At 62.6% G+C, this 16,124-nt stretch carries 12 protein-coding genes; 3 read left to right on the top strand and 9 right to left on the bottom strand.

The features are described 5' to 3' along the window. Positions 1-38: 38 nt before the first annotated feature. Together ABFC66_RS08065 and ABFC66_RS08060 are read right to left on the bottom strand one after the other, a co-directional pair. Complete coding sequence (locus ABFC66_RS08065; protein ID WP_346740436.1) at positions 39-971, bottom strand: alpha/beta hydrolase; 933 nt, start codon at positions 969-971, stop codon at positions 39-41. Beyond that, positions 968-1,780, bottom strand: coding sequence for an enoyl-CoA hydratase-related protein (locus ABFC66_RS08060; protein ID WP_346740435.1), 813 nt, complete (start codon positions 1,778-1,780; stop codon positions 968-970). The genes ABFC66_RS08065 and ABFC66_RS08060 overlap by 4 nt, the downstream gene beginning before the upstream one ends. A gap of 127 nt (positions 1,781-1,907) precedes the next feature. Here ABFC66_RS08060 and ABFC66_RS08055 point away from each other — a divergent pair, with 127 nt between their 5' ends. After that, entirely contained in the window at positions 1,908-2,696 is a 789-nt protein-coding gene (locus tag ABFC66_RS08055) for an SDR family NAD(P)-dependent oxidoreductase (RefSeq protein ID WP_346740434.1), read from the top strand. On the opposite strand, the gene ABFC66_RS08050 is transcribed toward ABFC66_RS08055, so the two are convergent. From ABFC66_RS08050 to ABFC66_RS08035, 4 genes are all read right to left on the bottom strand, one after another. Continuing rightward, positions 2,697-3,329, bottom strand: coding sequence for a TonB family protein (locus ABFC66_RS08050; RefSeq protein ID WP_346740433.1), 633 nt, complete (start codon positions 3,327-3,329; stop codon positions 2,697-2,699). After that, the gene (locus tag ABFC66_RS08045) at positions 3,329-5,506 is read right to left on the bottom strand and encodes a TonB-dependent receptor (RefSeq protein WP_346740432.1); all 2,178 of its coding nucleotides are present in this window, start codon (positions 5,504-5,506) and stop codon (positions 3,329-3,331) included. Before ABFC66_RS08045 ends, ABFC66_RS08050 begins: the two co-directional genes overlap by 1 nt. 81 nt (positions 5,507-5,587) lie before the next feature. Next, on the bottom strand, positions 5,588-5,974 hold the full coding sequence (locus ABFC66_RS08040; RefSeq protein ID WP_346740431.1) for a DUF2946 family protein: 387 nt from the start codon (positions 5,972-5,974) through the stop codon (positions 5,588-5,590). 94 nt (positions 5,975-6,068) lie between these two features. Then, positions 6,069-7,175 carry a glutathione S-transferase family protein gene (locus tag ABFC66_RS08035; RefSeq protein WP_346740430.1) on the bottom strand — a complete coding sequence of 369 codons (1,107 nt, stop codon included), beginning with the start codon at positions 7,173-7,175 and terminating at the stop codon, positions 6,069-6,071. A 261-nt stretch (positions 7,176-7,436) separates the two neighbouring features. Between ABFC66_RS08035 and ABFC66_RS08030 the strand changes: the two genes are divergently transcribed. Beyond that, positions 7,437-8,795 carry a hypothetical protein gene (locus ABFC66_RS08030; RefSeq protein ID WP_346740429.1) on the top strand — a complete coding sequence of 453 codons (1,359 nt, stop codon included), beginning with the start codon at positions 7,437-7,439 and terminating at the stop codon, positions 8,793-8,795. Positions 8,796-9,012: 217 nt separating this feature from the next. Continuing rightward, positions 9,013-9,633 carry a Yip1 family protein gene (locus ABFC66_RS08025; protein WP_346740428.1) on the top strand — a complete coding sequence of 207 codons (621 nt, stop codon included), beginning with the start codon at positions 9,013-9,015 and terminating at the stop codon, positions 9,631-9,633. 15 nt (positions 9,634-9,648) lie between these two features. On the opposite strand, the gene ABFC66_RS08020 is transcribed toward ABFC66_RS08025, so the two are convergent. The 3 genes from ABFC66_RS08020 to ABFC66_RS08010 form a co-directional block, all read right to left on the bottom strand. After that, complete coding sequence (locus ABFC66_RS08020) at positions 9,649-10,254, bottom strand: hypothetical protein (protein ID WP_346740427.1); 606 nt, start codon at positions 10,252-10,254, stop codon at positions 9,649-9,651. Positions 10,255-10,393: 139 nt separating this feature from the next. After that, a complete protein-coding gene (locus ABFC66_RS08015; RefSeq protein WP_346740426.1) occupies positions 10,394-13,693 on the bottom strand; it encodes an autotransporter domain-containing protein in 3,300 nt (1,099 codons plus the stop codon). 180 nt (positions 13,694-13,873) lie between these two features. Beyond that, on the bottom strand, positions 13,874-16,120 hold the full coding sequence (locus tag ABFC66_RS08010; RefSeq protein ID WP_346740425.1) for a 3-hydroxyacyl-CoA dehydrogenase NAD-binding domain-containing protein: 2,247 nt from the start codon (positions 16,118-16,120) through the stop codon (positions 13,874-13,876). Between the last annotated feature and the right edge of the window lie 4 nt (positions 16,121-16,124).

Below are 16,124 nucleotides of genomic sequence, written 5' to 3'. Positions count from 1 at the left end.
CGGGCGGCCCGGATCTGGCTCGGAAAAGGTAAGCGTCATCAGTCCGAAAGCCGCATGTCGAGATCGAGCATTTCGCGGCGCACGGCGTCGGGAAATTCCATCGGAATGAAATGCGTGGCGCGACCGATGCGCAGCAACGTCGCATGCGGATCGCGCTGCCCCAGAAGCTCGGGCGCCGGCGCGCGGCATGTTGAGCCGATGCCTGCATAGATGAGCGTCAGCGGCGTCTGGAGCCTTGCGAGATCGGCCCATATGTCGTGATCCTGCGCGCGGAAATTCGCCGCCTCCCAGGCGGGCGCACAGGCAAGCTCCACCTGCCCGTCACTCCGGACTTTTGAACCGCCTTCGACATAATCGGCGATGAATTCTTCGGGCCATGTGCGGAAAGCACCGCGCCCCTTATAGGCTTTCACCATCGTCGCGCGATCCGGGAATATCGCGCGGCGGCGCTCCGCACCATCGGCGAGCGACAGCGGCCCGCCCTTGCGGCCGAGCATGCGATAAAGCTTCATGATCCGGCGCGCCGAACGCGGCACCATGACGGGATCGACGAGAACGAGGCCGCGCACGAGGTCCGGCCGTTCGGCGGCAACCATGAGACTTGTCGCGCCGCCCATGGAGTGTCCGCCGAGCAGGATCGGTCGGCCCGCTTCCTCGACAAAGGGCTCGATGAAGCGGATGAGATCGTCGCGGAAAATCGTCCAGCGGCGATGATCCGTCGGATCTGCGGGAAGCTGCGTCATCCCATGCCCGCGCGCGTCCCATGCCCGGATATGAAAGCGCGAGGCAAGCGGCGACAGCAGGCTCCGATAGGTCATGCCGTTGAAGCCGTTGGCATGAGCGAAATGCAGCGCGGGAAGGTTCTTGCCCTGATTCCACTCAAGGAACGAGATCGCGCCGTCTTCAAGCGCAAGCTCGCGCCGCGCGGGCGTGGTTTCGCCGATATGCAGATTCATACTCGATACCGTCATGACGCTACTTTCCGAAAGTCGGGCTTGCGCTTCGAGAGGAAGGCGTCAACCGCCTCGTGATGCTCCGGCGTCGTCCAGCATTCCTGAAGTGCATCCGTCTCAAGCTTCTGCGCGCGGGTGAGATCGGTGGTGCAGGCATTCTCGGTGAGAAGCTGCTTCGTCATGCGAAGCTGGCGCGCGGGATTTTCCGCGATGAGATTGCCAAGCTCGAAAGCCTTCGCGAGAAGCTCCGACTGCGGCACCACATATTCGCAAAGCCCCTTCGCTTTCGCTTCTGCCGCGGGATAGAGCCGCGCTGTCAGCATCATCTCGCTCGCATTGCCCCAACCCATGCGCGAGATGAGGAAATGCGACGAGGCAAGCTCCGGCACAATGCCCATCTTGACGAAGACGAGGCCGAATTTCGCCTCCTCCGCCGCGACGATGATGTCGAAGGGCAGGATCATGGTGACGCCGATGCCGACCGCAACACCATTCACCGCCGCGATGAGCGGCTTCGACGATCGCGCGAGCTTGATCCAGTCGACGCCGGCCGGCATGCCGCCGGAGCCGCCGGCGGTGTCGTTGCCCGGATCCTTGCCGTCGACGCGTGTCTTGAATACCGCGTCCACATCCGCGCCCGCGCAGAAGCCGCGCCCCTCGCCCGTCATTACGATGGCGCCGATGTCGCGATCATTATTCGCGGCCTCGATGGCATGGCCCAATTCCTCGGCCATGCGCGGCGTCCAGGCATTGAGCTTGTCGGGGCGGTTGAGCGTGATGAGCGCTACAGCACCGCGGTTTTCAACCTTGATCTGCCGATAGTCCATGACGTCCCTCCATTTTCTCGTTGAGGAAAGTCTAGGCAGGCGGCGAGGCGGCGACAAGCAAGGCTTGACGGAAGGCCGGTCAGGCCTTGCACTGTCGCCAAAGCAATTTGAACGGGGAGATAGAGACATGGAACTCGAACTCAGGGGCAAGACGGTCTTCGTCGCAGGCGCGAGCCGGGGCATCGGCTTCGGCATGGCGCGGGGTTTCGCAAGGGAAGGCGCGAAAGTCGCGCTGACAGGACGTGGCGAGACGGCGCTTAACGAAGCGCGCGAGGCTCTGGTCGCCGAGGGCATTCCGGCGTCGAATCTGATTTCCATCGCAGGCGACATGACGCGCCCGGCCGATCTTGCAGCCGCCCTTGACGCAACGGAAGCGAAGCTCGGCCCGCTTCATACCGTGATCGCCAATGTCGGCATGTCCAAGGCGCCGCTCGGCTTCGACGTGTCGGACGAGCTTTGGGACGCGGATATTTTGCAGAACCTGTCCGGCTCCTACTTCCTCGCCCGCGAGGCGTTGAAGCGCATCCTGAAGCACCCGGCCGATATGCGCGCAGGCGCGAATATCATTTTCATTTCGTCGATTGCCGGCGTCGATGCGCTCGGCACTTCGGTCACCTATGCGGCTTCGAAGGCCGCGGTGAACCACACAACGCGCGCGCTCTCCAAGTCGGTCGGCAAGGAAGGCATTCGCGTCAACGCCATCGCGCCCGGCAACATTCTTTTCGAAGACGGGGTCTGGGACAAGAACACGAGGGAGCGCCCCGACGACTGGAACCGCTGGGTCCGGCGCGAAGTGGCGCTGCGCCGCTTCGGCAAGGTGGAGGAAATCGCCGATGCCGCACTTTTCCTCGCCTCTCCCCGCGCGAGCTTCATCACAGGCGCGGTGCTCGTCGTCGATGGCGGTCAGGTGAAGTGATCAGCGGAAGTTGAGCGGTATCTCAAAGACGAGATCGGCTTCCGTGAGATCGGCAGGCGGCGCGTCGAAAGGCGCGGCTGCTTCAATCGTGCGGAGCGCAAGCGCATCGAGCCGCGCGCTGCCGCTCGATTTCGAAATGCGGATCGCGGCGATGCGGCCTTCCCGGGTCAGGGAAAAGGTCGCATAGGCCGTACCCGGAAGATGAATACCCTTTGGTTTCACTTCGGCAATGCGCTTCCAGACGTGGCTGCCATAGGCACGAATGCCCGCTGCGCGCGTTTCGGCATCGCTGGAAATCGCACTGCGGGTTTCGACCGGCTCCGCCTGCTGTTGCGGCGCAACGGCCATGGGCGCCGGCTTCTGCGACGCCTGTTTCGGAACGGGCCTCGGGCGGACGACAGATGCCGGCTTCTTTTCCCTTGCGGGCAGGGGCTTTTCAGCAGGCACAGGCTTGCGCAGCTCGGCTTCGGAAATGATGCGAACGAGCATTTCCTTTGCGCCAGTCCCCACTTGTTGCGTGGAAGCAGGCATGAGCAGGCCCGCGGCCAGCCCCGCATTGATTGCGAGACTGGCCGCAGCCGTGAGGGCGCGGCGGAGCCAATGGCTGCCGGAGGGGCCCGCGCCAGCGAACATCAGAGGCTTAGCGTCAGACCGACATTGAGCGAACGCCCAATCCCGGGCACAGGCCGCAGGATCGTGTTGCCCGATGCCTTGTAATCGCCGAGCGAGAGGCCGCCGAGCGGTTCGTCATAGGCCTTGTCGAAGAGGTTATCCACGCCGAGATCGATGCGGACATGCTGCCAGGTGTAGGAGCCCCCGAGATTGACGAGAAGATAGGACGGCGTTTCGGGCTCGTTGCGCAGATCGTCCACGGAGGATTTACGCGCCGCACCCTTGAGCTCGACATGGCCTGCCCAGTCGCCATAGACCTCCTCAAGCGTCAGCGACGCATTGAGCGGCATGATGTGATAGAGGTCGCCGCCGGTCGTGAGGTCCTCGCCGTGGACATAACCGAGCGTGCCTTTCAGCGTGCCCTCGCCCACCGCATCGGACTTCCAGAGGCCGAGCTTGCCCGCAAGGTTGAGCCCATAGAGTTCGGCATTGTGATTGACGAACTGGAACTGCGAGAAGCCGCCCGAGAGCGAGGCGATCTTCTTCACGCCAATATAGTCTTCGACATAGGTGTAGTAAGGCGTGACCTTCACTTCCCAGCTCCGTTCGGCGCTGTGGAAGTCCGCCGTGGCGCTCAGCGTGTTGGCGATTTCGGAATCGAGATCGAGATTGCCGACATAACCGTTGCCATCGCCGAACCAGCCGATCATGCGGCTCGCCATCGATCCGCGGCCCCATGCATAGAGTTCATAGAGGTTCGGCGCGCGCGACTTCCTCGCATAGCCGAATTCGAAGGCCGAGGTTTCGTTCGCCTCATATTTCGCGATGGCGGTCACGTCGAAATTGACGAATGTCCGCTTGTGTTCCGCCGCATTGAAGTTCATGGCCGCCATGTCGTCAGTCATGCACATCATGCCGCAGCCATAGGACTGGACGTCGCCGGCATCCGTCCACACCGTGTCATTGCGGATGCCGAGCAGCGTCGACCAGCTTGCCGTCCATTTCGCGTCCCATTCGGCGAAGGTGCCGAGACGGTCGCGCTTGCCGCCATTGATGTTGATGTAGGTGTCGGGCCCCATCATCATGCTCATGGCGACGGGCGGCCACCAGTCGTCGAGACGCTGGAGATTGAACTCATTGCCGACGCGGATTGACCCGCCGTCCTTCAGCGCGAAGGTCGCCTTGACTTCATAGCCTGCATTGTCAGCGCTGGTGTTCATGGGCATGCCACCGTCGGCCATGCCACCCTTGTCGTCGAGGAAATTCATCTCGTGATCGACGCCCTGCCAGAAGGCGCGGGCCTCGAACTTGCCCCAGTCGAAGTCGCCTTCGTAGCGGCCATTGACGTATTTCGACCGGTTATCCGTCATGTCCATGTACTGGTTCGGATAACCCTCATAGGGAAGATATTGCTGCCCGGCTTCGAGCACGACGAGATTGCTGCCGTTGCGGGCTGCAAGCCTCAGCGCGTGATTGTAGGATTTGTATTCGCTCGAACGGACCTCGCCGTCGTCACCGCCACCGTCATAATTTCCGGAACTGGCGACGGAGCCTTTGTAGCTGACGCTCACCTTGTCATTGGCCGCAGTCGCGGACACCGCACCGCTCAGCGCATCGCCATTGCTGCGATAGAAGCTGGAGGCCGTCGCTTCGAGTATCGAGACGCTTTCGGACGTGCCGAAAAGCGGCGCAGGGCTGTTAACGACGATGGTGCCGGCAATGCTGTCGCCGCCCATGCTGACAGGCGTAAGTCCCGCGAGCACCTTCGCCGAGCCGACGCCTGTCGGATCGACATAGGAGAGCGGCGAATTCATGTGGTTCGGACAGGCCGACGACATCACCATGCCGTCGACGACGACGCGAATGCGATCGTCTGCCAGGCCGTTGATGACCGGCAGGTTCGACACCCCGCCCGCCTTGTAGGTGCTGACACCGGCGATATCTTCAAGCAGGGAGGCCGTGTCGCTGGTATGGGCACGCTTCTTCAGGAGTTCGAGCGGCGAAAGGCTCGTCTCCGTGAGAGGCGAGTAGCCGAAATCGACCTGCTCCTCCGGCGACTCGACATCGACCGGCGGCAGAAGCGTCGCGCCCTGCGCTGCGGCCATTGCAGGCCAGAAGAGAACCGGCAGCGCAAGAGCCATGAACGAGCGGGAGAGCGCGCTGCTGCCCAGCAGGCGCCCGTTGAAACGAATATGCATTTTGATTGCCCCTTCCCGAGGACTGACAAAGACAGGTGCTCGCGCGAGGCCTTGGCCTCACACTTCGCGAGCGTTTTCGTGTCAGATCGTCAGGAACGGCGGGGCGCGGGATCGCTCTCGCGAAAAGAGTTCCCGCTGGAGGGGAAGGTCGCTGACCGCACTGGGCCGCGCCGGCAGGTAAGAAGCGCTATAGAGAGCAACGACGACAACCGCTTCGGGCACCGCCAGATGCGCGGCCGCTGCATAGGCGCAGGGAGCGTAGCGCTGCTCATGGTCGCCGTCATGCTGCGCGGGGCCATGGCCATCATGGCGCTCGGCAAGGCCGTTCGAGGTACAGATGACAAAGGGCGCCCAGGCGGCCCCGGCATTCTGCACCCGCGGCGCCGGCATCCAGCCATCCGGCAGGAAGGCGCGGAAAAGCATCGCCGCAAGCGCGACGTAAAAACCGGCCAGACGTGCGGTTTTCATTGTCATCGTGATAGGGAGCTACCGGACCCGCCGTCCCTTTTCAAGCCCGGAATATGGGCGCAATGGCCGCACCTCCCCGGGCTCCGGGGAGGTGTCAGGCCAGAGCGATCTTGAAATTCTTCCGCGTGACGCGGGGAAAAGCCGGGAAGTCGAGGAATGTTTCACCGCCCGCCGCGCTGAGAAGATCGGCGGCGCGAAGCTTTTCATCGGCTTCAAGGCTGGAGAGAAAATCCAGCGGACGCTGCAGCATCCAGAGATCGTAGGGGAAGACGGCGCGGTTTTCCTGCGCGCCTTCGAGCGTGAATGCATGCATGCCGATGGCGCGGGGTATCTCCTCGGCTCCTTCCCTGGCGCCCGGATGCTCCGCAACCCACTTCGTGAAGAGATGAGCGGTCGAAACGAGGACGGGAACCATTTCCCGCATCATCCGGGCGAGAATGGGAACAAGGGTTTCCGGCACCTCGTCTCGGGGGAGAAACTCGCCGCCCTTCGGGTGCGGCGGCTTCATCATGCGCTGAACCCAGCGCACGACATTGGGCGCAATGCGCTTCATCAACTCGCCGGAGGCCGGGTCGCGGAACTGATGAGCATAAAGCGGGCCGATCAGGCCGAAATCGCCGATTGAAGGCCGCGAGCCGAACAGGAATTCGTGAGCCGCGAAATGCCGATCGAGCTCGCCGAGCAGCGCTTCATAGGATTTCTCGATGGCTTCGGCCGTCTTCGGCGTCGCGCCCAGAAAGGGAAGCGCGCCCGCGAACGGCTTCGAAATCCTGTCGGCCACCTCGCGCTGCCCTTCCGGCGGAAGCTCCGGCGCGGAAAGCCTGCCGAATTCGGAAAGCGCGAATTCGCGATTCCTGGTCCAGCGATAATGCATCGCCGGAATCTTCAGCCATTCGTCGCCATAGAGCTCGAGCAGAAGTGCGGCAAGCCGCTGCTTCGTGGTCGCGGGATAGACCGGCGCCTCGGGGAAACGTTCTTCGAGCGCGTCGATGATGTCGGTCGAGTCCTGCAGCGTCTCGCCCTCGGGCGTCACGACGATCGGGATCACGGGCCAACCCACACGCGGCAGGATCACGTTGCGATAGATCTCCGCCGTCGCGCCATATTCGATGAAGGGAATGCGCTTGTAGCGCAGATAGGCGCGAACCTTGCCGCTGTAGTAGCTCACCTCGGCGCCGTAGAACTCATATCCCTCAGTCATTCCGTCGTCTCTTCCCGTCTCGCGTTGCCGGTTAATGCTGTACATTAACGAGGCTTATATCCGGTCGCCGACGATATGCAAGGTTGAGCAAAAGTGCACCTGCATATGCGGCGACGCCCCCGGCGCCTCGGATTCCCTCATTACATCAAGGACATATATGGATAAGACCTTGCCGGCTCATGGCTTCGAATTAACGCCCCGACGCACGAATGCCCCTTTAATACATTGGGACAATGCAACTGTCCTTTGTGGAGGGGTACGATGATTGGAAGAAAATGGCCGGCGTTTGCCGGCCATGTTGCGACGGCTGTTCTGTGTCTGATCTCGCTGTTCGCTGTCTTCAGTCCACAATCCGCAGAGGCTATTCCAGCGTTCGCTGAACAGACCGACCAGCCCTGCTCCTCCTGCCATGTCGGCTCCTTCGGCCCTGCCCTCACCCCCATGGGCCGCCTTTTCAAACTCAATGGCTATGTCTGGGACAGCGGCGAAACCGGCGTTCCGAAAGTCAGCGCCATGCTGCAGTCCTATCTCACCCATACCGAGAAGGGCCAGGATGGCGGCGCGGCCCCGCATTTCGCGCCCAATGACAACCCCTCCGTCGATCAGGTCAGCCTCTTCTACGGCGGCAAGATTCTCGACCATCTCGGCGCCTTCGTGCAGACGACCTATGACGGCATCGCGCGACGCTTCGCATGGGACAATGTCGACGTCCGCTATGCCGACACCGCAAATTTCGGCGATGTGAGTGCGGTTCTCGGCGTCTCGGTCAACAACAACCCGACCGTTCAGGACCTCTGGAACTCGACGCCTGCCTGGAGCACCCCCTTCTCCGCAGCCGGCCTCGCGCCCGCGCCAGCGGCGGCGCCCGTGATTGCGGGCGGCTTCGCGCAACAGGTTCTCGGCAGCAGCGTCTATGCGATGTGGGACGACTGGCTCTATACGGAAGTCGGCGTCTACGGGAACCTCTCGGATCGAACGCAGACCATTCTCGGCGTTTCGCCCATGGGCGAGAACCGCATCAATGGTGCGGCGCCTTACTGGCGCGTCGCCGCGCAGCATCAATTCGGTTCCCATTACGTCTCGCTCGGAACATTCGGCCTCTCGGCCAATGTGTTCCCCGGTCAGGACCGCAGCGCCGGGACGGATCGCGCGACGGATATGGGGCTCGATGCGACTTATGATTATCTCGGCGATGAAGACAACAACTTCAGCATATACGCCGCCTTCATCAACGAGCATCAAAACCTGGGTGCAAGCTCCGTGCTGAGCGGAACGAACGGCAGCAACACGCTGCGTTCGGCCAACCTGACGGCGGCCTACACCTACCTCCAGACCTACACCTTCTCGCTCGGATATTTCGACATATGGGGGTCGACGGATCTCGGTCTTTACGGCGACAGCTTCAACGGTTCGCCGGACTCGAATGGCATCAATGCCGAGATCGACTACACGCCCTTCGGCAAGGACGATGCACCCTTCGGACACCACGTCAATCTGCGCCTAGGCCTTCAGTATACTGATTACATGAAGTTCAATGGCGCAAGGTCCAACTATGACGGCGCCGGACGGAATGCCTCCGACAACAACACGGTGGCCGCCTTCGCCTGGTTCATGTTCTAGGCTGACTTTCGGCGGGAATCGGACGTCCGGTTCCCGCCGAACAGGCTTTTGCCTCGCCTCTCTCCCTGCGGACAGCGCCCTCCGGCGCGAATCCCCCAGCGCTCGACGTTTGACAAGGCTGCGCGAGGCTCCGAGACTTCCCGGATGTTCCGCCTGCGATTCAGCGATGCGGCTCTGCGCGGGCGGCGCTTTGAGGTCCAACTCGAGGGGAGCAGCCATGACCAGTTTCGAGACACCCGACGCGGCGTCGATCATAGACCGCGCCAAGAACATCCTCATGTCGCCCGATACGGAATGGGACAAGATCGACGGCGAAAAGCCGACGATCCAAAGCCTCTATACGGGCTATATCGGGGTCCTGGCGGCCATTCCGCCGCTCGCTGCGGCCATCGGCAGGGTCGTCTTCGGCTATGGCGCCATGGGCTACTCGTTCCGCCTGCCCCTTGGCAGCGCGATTGCCGGAGCCATCGTCCAGTACATTCTCGGCCTTATCATGGTCGGCGTATTGGCCCTGGTCATCGAACAGCTCGCCCCGACCTTTGGCGGCACCAAGGATCGGATACAGGCCTTCAAGGTCGCGGCCTATTCGATGACGGCCTTCTGGCTCGCCGGCATTTTCGCCATCATACCGGCGCTGAGCGCGCTCAGCATTGTCGGCCTTTACTCGCTCTATCCTCTCTATCGCGGTCTGCCGAAGCTGATGAAGGCGCCGCAGGAGAAAGCGCTCGTCTACACGGCGGCAGTTGTCGTCGCATGGTTCGTGCTGATGATCGTCATCAGCGTCCTCGCAGCCCCCTTCGTGCATCGCGGCATGATGGGCCCAGGCATGGGCATGTAACGGGCCGAACGAAGATCAGCGAAGGCGTACACCACGCGCCTTCGCTTCCTTGGCCGTCATGATGTCCATCGGCAGGGCCTCCTGGCACTGATCGATGCAGACAAGCGCCATGCGCGGACGGCGCCCTTCAAGATAGAAATAGATGTTGTAGCGCATGGCATAGATGCTGCTGAGTGCGTCGAGCTGAAAGACGCGATCGAGCTTCGGCGCCGGCCTCGTCCCCAATGCCGCCTTGAGATGAGATAGCGCGCGATCTCGCTTTGCGCCTTTCGCCTCGGCCGCATAAAGCGCCGTGAAGCGCACCCCGTAGCGCGGATCGAAATCCTTCGTCTTCGTCGACATTGGAGTCGCGGCCGGCGGCAAGGCGAGGACAGACACGGGCTCTGCGGTTCCATGCGCCAGCCAGACCATGCCTTCGATGGGCACCAATGCATGGCCAGATGCGGAACAGACGATCACCGCCCAGAGATTGAATGGCTTTGGCACAGCGGGCACGCTGCCTGCGGGCGCGCGGTCGCAAAGCAGGTCTTCCTGCGCCGCCGCATGTGCAGGCGCGCCGACGAATAGCGGGGCAACAAGCGCCAGCGCGGCCATGATCGGAAGTCGAATCGAAGTCGTCATGCGCCGATCTTAGCGGCTGTTTCGATCCCCCCAAGGGGCCGCGCGCCGCCACAACGCAAAAAGCGCCGCCCCGCTCAAGCTACCTTCCTTCAGTCGCGGAAGATCGCAGGAACGGGGCGGCGCTGAAGAAAAGCCGCGCTTACCAGGCGTAGAGCAGCTTGAGCGAGAGGCCATATCCTTTCGCGTCGCTGCGGATATCCGATGTTCCGGCGAGGCCGATGGAGAGGCCGCCCGGAGACGTGGCCGTGACGCCGAGATTGGCGAGCAATGCGTCCCGATCGACCGCCTTCTGGGCATAGACGAAGCTGGAGCCGGGCGTCGAGGCGAAGGAGGCCATCGCCGTGCCGTCAGGCTGGGAAATGTCATGGCCCCAGCGCAGATCGAGCGAGGGCGACACTGTCGCATTGGCGGTCGGCGCTTCGAAGCTCGTGCCAATGGCCGCGCCGAGCGAGCTGCGCACCAGTGTCTCCGACTGCGAGTCCTGCGCGAGGTTGAGCCCGCCGGCGCCGGTCTCCGTGTAGGAGTCGGTGTGGAAGTTCACCACGTCGATGCCCACAATCGGCTTCAGCCATGCCTCGCCGCCGAGCGCGACGTGATAGCCCGCCTCCCCCTGCGCGGTCAGCATATAGCCGCCGAACGAGCCATTGGCCGTGCGATCGATGGCGCCGAAGACGACGCGCCGCGCCGTGCTGTAGTCGTTATAGGCGGCGGCGGCGCGGGCCGAGAGATCGAAACCGCCGAAGCTCGAACCGGCATAGGCGCCAAGTTCATAGGCCGACACCTCGCTATCGCTGCCGGCGCGCGAATGATCGGCATTGGCATGAGCATAGCTCGCCGAGAGGCCGACGACCGTCGTATCGCCGAGATAGCGGTCGAGGCCCGCGACGATGCCGCCACCGCGATAGTCGTAGCCGTTGGCGAGACCGGCATCGGAGGATGCGTTGCCGAAAAGGCCGAAGCCGCGCGCCCAAACGCCCCATTCGGGGTGCAGCCCCGCATTGCCGACGAGCGAGGCCGTGAGGTCGCCGTCCGTGCCGGAGGCGGCGAGGCGCGTTCCGCCACTCCGCAGGGCCATATGCTGCGCGTCGATGCGACCGGAGATGATCGATCCAATCGTGCCCGCGGTGCCGATAAGGGCCTGCCTTACAGGGGCGGTCGGATTGTCGGGCGCCATCTGGTTGAAGGCGTTGGCTGCCTCGCCTTCCGTGCCTGTGTCGATATAGGCGAGGATCTCGGCGAGATCGCCGCTGGCATTGTCATGGGCATTGTCGAGCGCGCCCGCGACGGCGTAGCCGTTCGGCGTGTTCGCGACGCTCCGGTAGCTGACGCCGTTGCGCTCGAAGCCGAGCAAAACCGCATTCGACGTATAACTCAAGGTCGGCGCGACGAAAGCCGCATCGATATTGTCCACCAGCGACGAGAATGTGCCCGTGCGGCTGTCGGCCTGAAGAATCGTATAGGTCAGGTCGGAGCGGAAATGCGTCGAAAGCGACGAGACTTCAACCGCGCCATTGAGCGTCGCACTGCCGGTAACGTCGACGAGGTCGGAGCTGCCGGTGCCGTTGATCTTCACGAAATAGCTGCCGGTCGAACCCTGGGCGTAGTCGCCATCGACAGAGAAAGTGCCGAGCGTCGAGTCTGTGCCGGTTCCCACCGCGCCATTATTGGTGAATAGCGAGGTCGTGACCGTGTCGTTGCCGATGACACCCGCGCCGTTGAACACGGTGAAGGTATCCGCGCTCGTATAATCGCCGAGCAGCGCGACGAGGCCGGACTTCACATTCGTTTTTTCGAAATTGATCCAGTTCGCCCCCGCCAGCACGAAGATGTCGCCGCGGTCGATGTTGAGCGTGTCGGAGCCGCCTTCGGCATCGACGATGCCCGTGACCGAACCGCCGAAATTGTTGAAGGTATCGTCACCATTGCCCATCATCACGCTCGTCGCCGAGGTGCCGGAAATGGTGCCGTAGTTCGTGATCGTATTGCTCCAGAGACCCGCGTCATCGGCGAGCCGGATCGCGTAGCCGTCGAGACCGCGGATGGTGCCGTAATTGGTGATCGAGGTCGCACCAAAGGCGTCGCCATTGGCGCTGTCATCGACCGTTATGCCGTAGTTGGCGCCGGAGATCAGCGCCAACGTGTGCGACTCGTCGCCGTTGATGACGGTACCGCCGCCGAGCGCCAGACCTTCGCTCTTGCTGGGATCGGTCTCGCCCGGCTTTATGCCGTGCGCGCCCGTGCCCTGAATGGTGCCGTAGTTCTCGACATAGGCGATATGGTCAATGTCCACGCCATCGCCATCGCCGAAGGAATAGGCCGCGTTGCCCCCTACATAGGCCGCCTGATTCCAGGTGCCGGTGATCGTCGCGCCAGCATAGTTATAGACGGAGACGACAGAGGCATTGTCCGTCGCATCGGAACCGACGCCTGAACCGTTCTCGCCCGTGATGGCGCCCCAGTTGTAAATGGTCGTGCCCGAGGCATCCTTGTCGATGGTGATGCCGTGCTTGCCGCCGGTAATCGCGGCGCCAGCGTAGTTGTAGATGACGCCTTTCTTGCCGTCGACGCGAACGCCGTACATGTCGCCGATGCTGTCGTTGTTGTGCAGGCCGCCGGTAACGATCTGGCCGGTCGTCTCGATCGTGCCGTAGTTCTCCAGGACGGTGCCGGCATACCCCGGATCGCCCAGACGCACGGCGCCGACTTCGCCTTCATTGGCCAGACCATCGGGATCGGCGTCGGTGCTCGCGGCATTGCCCGTCGCGCGAATGGTGCCGTAGTTGATGACCGTCGAGGCGCCTTTCTTGCCGACATACAGGGCGTAGACATTGGAATCGACGGTCAGGTATTGCGTCAGATCGGCGTCCGTAACGGTTGCCGCCACAGTCGCGCCAGCCGTGTTCACGATCAGGCCGCCAACCTCGTTGGTGACGCTCCCGCTGCCGATATAGACCGTATAGCCATTCTGGGTCGCCGCCGGGTTGCCGCTTGCCGAGATCGTGCCGGAGTTGTCGATGGAGATGCCGGTGCCGAGCCTGATCGCCGCACCCGTATCGCTCGTCGGGTTCGAGGCATCGGACTGGATCGTTCCCGAGTTGATGACCGAGACGTAATTGTTGCTCTTCGTGCCGATGGCAGAAAGCGTCGAGCCGGAAACCGAGTGGATCGTGCCTGCGTTCGTGAAGTCGGTAGGGTTACCGGAGGCGCCGGTCGTCATGGTGATCGGCGTCTTGTTGATCGCCGTCGAGTTGTCGATGGTGGTGCCCGACGCGACGCAGCTTCCATCCGTCGCCGTCAGATTGCCTGCGGTCGTGTCCGACAAACAAGCTGCGGCAGCCGGAGACGACATCGACAAGAGCGCTATCGTGGCGGCCGAACCGAGCAGCACAGAAATCGACGCGCGGTACGCAATGCGACCGCTCCGAAACTCGCGAAGCATGAAAGACCCCCATAAAGTGCTGCCCGCGCAGGCGCGGCCATTTGCCCGTATGGGTGGTTTAAACCCAGCTTTCACGAAGGCTGGACGTCAGAAAAATGACAGATCGATTACAAACGTCCTATTTCGAAACAAAAAAGCCCGGGCGAGAGCCCGGGCTTTTCATGATCGATGGAGCCTCTATCAGGCTGCGGCCTTCTCCGGCGCGAAGCGAGCGTAGAACGTGTCGCCCTTTTCGGCCATGTCGCGCAGCAGCTTGTTCGGCTTGAAGCGCTCGCCATATTTCTGCGCGAGCTTGTCGCAGGTATCGACGAACTCCTTCGCGCCGATCATGTCGATCAGCGAGAGCGGACCGCCGGCCCAGGGCGCGAAGCCCCAGCCGAGGATCGCGCCGACATCGGCGTCGCGCACATCGGTGACGACGCCTTCCTCGAAGCAGCGTGCCGCTTCGAGCGCCTGGATGTAGAGGAAACGCTTCTTCAGTTCCGCCACATCGACGTCGTCGATGTCCTTCGACGTCTTTGCGATTTCGGCGAGACCCGGCCAGAGCTTCTTCTTGCCGTCGGCCGTGTAGTCGTAGAAGCCCTTGCCGGACTTCTTGCCGACGCGGCCAAGCTCGACCACCATCTGCTCGACGATCTTGTCGGCGGGCGCGGCGACATACTTGTCGCCAAGGTCCTTCTTCGTCTGCTCGCGCACCTTGTAGGCGAGATCGAGCGAGACTTCGTCGTTGAGCGCCAGCGGCGGCATGGGCATGCCGGTCGACCGGCCGACATTCTCGATGATCGCCGGCTTGATGCCTTCGGCAAGCATGGCAAGGCCTTCGCCGACATAGGTGCCGAAGCAGCGCGAGGTGTAGAAGCCGCGACTGTCGTTGACGACGATCGGCGTCTTCCGGATCTGCTTCACATAGTCCATCGCCTTGGCCAGGGTTTCCTGGCTCGTGCGCTGACCCATGATGATCTCGACGAGTTGCATCTTGTCGACGGGCGAGAAGAAGTGGATGCCGATGAAGTTCTCCTGCGCCTTCGCGGCCTCCGCCAGACCCGTGATCGGCAGGGTCGACGTGTTCGAGCCGTAGATGCCGCCTGCGGCCAGCATCGGCTCGGACTTCTTCGTCACGTCGGCCTTGATCTCGCGGTTTTCGAACACCGCCTCGATGATGAGGTCGGCGCCCTTGAGATCGTCATAGCTGGTCGTCGGGTTGATGCGGGCGAGAAGCGCGTCGGCCTTGTCCTGAGTCGTCTTGCCCTTTTCGAGCTGCTTGGCGAGCAGCTTTTCCGAATAGGCCTTGCCCTTTTCGGCATTGGCCTGATCGGTGTCGAGAAGCACGACTTCCATCCCGGCCTGAGCCGAGACATAGGCAATGCCCGCGCCCATCATGCCCGCGCCGAGGATGCCGAGCTTCTTCACCTTGAATTCAGCAACGCCGGCGGGACGGCGAGCGCCCTTGCCGAGTTCCTGCATCGAGAGGAAGAGCGAACGGATCATCGCCTTGGAGCGCGGGTCCATCAGCAGCTTCGTGAAGTAGCGCGTCTCGATCCTGAGACCCGCCTCGATGGGCACCTGAATGCCTTCATAGACGCAGGACATGATGAACTGCTGCGCCGGGAAGTTGCCATGCGTCGTCTTGTGGAGTGTCGCATTGCCGATGGTGAAGGCCTGGCCGCCCTTCGCCTCGTGCGGACCGCCGCCGGGGATGCGATAGCCTTCGCGGTCCCAGGGCTGAATGGCGATGGCATAGACCTCGGGGCCCTTCTTGCCGAGCTTGACCTTCGGCTGGGCAAGGCCTTCCTTGAGCCACGCCTTGGCGGCGCCGATCAGTTCGGCGGCAGGCACGACCTTGTGGACGATGCCGGCCTTCAGCGCCTTCTCGGGAGAAAGCGCCGTACCCTGAAGGATGAGCGGCAAAGCGTTCGCCGCACCGATCAGTCGCGGCAGACGCTGCGTGCCGCCGCCGCCGGGCAGAAGGCCGACCTTGGCTTCCGGTAGGCCGAGCTGGATCTTCGGATTGTCGGCCACCACACGGTAGTGGCAGGCCAGCGTCACTTCGAGGCCGCCGCCAAGCGCCACGCCGTTGATCGCGGCGGCAATGGGCTTGCCGCAGGTCTCGAGCTTGCGGAGCAGCATGTTGAAGGCGAGGTTGCCTTCATACATCGCCTTGATGCGATCTTCCTTGGAGCCCGAACCCGAGCCGCCCGCCTGACCGCCCATCATCGAGAGGTCGGCACCGGCGCAGAACGCATCCTTGCCGGAGGTGAGGACCGCGCCCTTGATGGCGTCGTTGGAAACGATCTCGCCGATGATCGATGCGATATCGGCCATGGAGCTCTGCGAGAGCACGTTCATCGAACGGCCCGGCATGTCCCAGGTGATGAGGGCGATGCCGTCGCTGTCGACTTCGAATTTGAAGTTTTCGTAAGTGGTCATTGTT

It is taken from the genome of Parvibaculum sp. (assembly GCF_039680535.1).
Classification (GTDB): domain Bacteria; phylum Pseudomonadota; class Alphaproteobacteria; order Parvibaculales; family Parvibaculaceae; genus Parvibaculum.
Note: the sequence above shows the minus strand (reverse complement) of the source record. Positions and strands in the feature narration are given on the sequence as shown.

Bases quoted from the DNA above. Each gene is read 5' to 3' on its own strand.
- ABFC66_RS08030 (WP_346740429.1), top strand. From the start codon at position 7,437: ATGATTGGAAGAAAATGGCCGGCGTTTGCCGGCCATGTTGCGACGGCT.
- ABFC66_RS08035 (WP_346740430.1), bottom strand. From the start codon at position 7,175: ATGACTGAGGGATATGAGTTCTACGGCGCCGAGGTGAGCTACTACAGC.
- ABFC66_RS08025 (WP_346740428.1), top strand. From the start codon at position 9,013: ATGACCAGTTTCGAGACACCCGACGCGGCGTCGATCATAGACCGCGCC.
- ABFC66_RS08055 (WP_346740434.1), top strand. From the start codon at position 1,908: ATGGAACTCGAACTCAGGGGCAAGACGGTCTTCGTCGCAGGCGCGAGC.
- ABFC66_RS08065 (WP_346740436.1), bottom strand. From the start codon at position 971: ATGACGGTATCGAGTATGAATCTGCATATCGGCGAAACCACGCCCGCG.
- ABFC66_RS08015 (WP_346740426.1), bottom strand. From the start codon at position 13,693: ATGCTTCGCGAGTTTCGGAGCGGTCGCATTGCGTACCGCGCGTCGATT.
- ABFC66_RS08010 (WP_346740425.1), bottom strand. From the start codon at position 16,120: ATGACCACTTACGAAAACTTCAAATTCGAAGTCGACAGCGACGGCATC.
- ABFC66_RS08045 (WP_346740432.1), bottom strand. From the start codon at position 5,506: ATGCATATTCGTTTCAACGGGCGCCTGCTGGGCAGCAGCGCGCTCTCC.
- ABFC66_RS08020 (WP_346740427.1), bottom strand. From the start codon at position 10,254: ATGACGACTTCGATTCGACTTCCGATCATGGCCGCGCTGGCGCTTGTT.
- ABFC66_RS08060 (WP_346740435.1), bottom strand. From the start codon at position 1,780: ATGGACTATCGGCAGATCAAGGTTGAAAACCGCGGTGCTGTAGCGCTC.
- ABFC66_RS08040 (WP_346740431.1), bottom strand. From the start codon at position 5,974: ATGAAAACCGCACGTCTGGCCGGTTTTTACGTCGCGCTTGCGGCGATG.
- ABFC66_RS08050 (WP_346740433.1), bottom strand. From the start codon at position 3,329: ATGTTCGCTGGCGCGGGCCCCTCCGGCAGCCATTGGCTCCGCCGCGCC.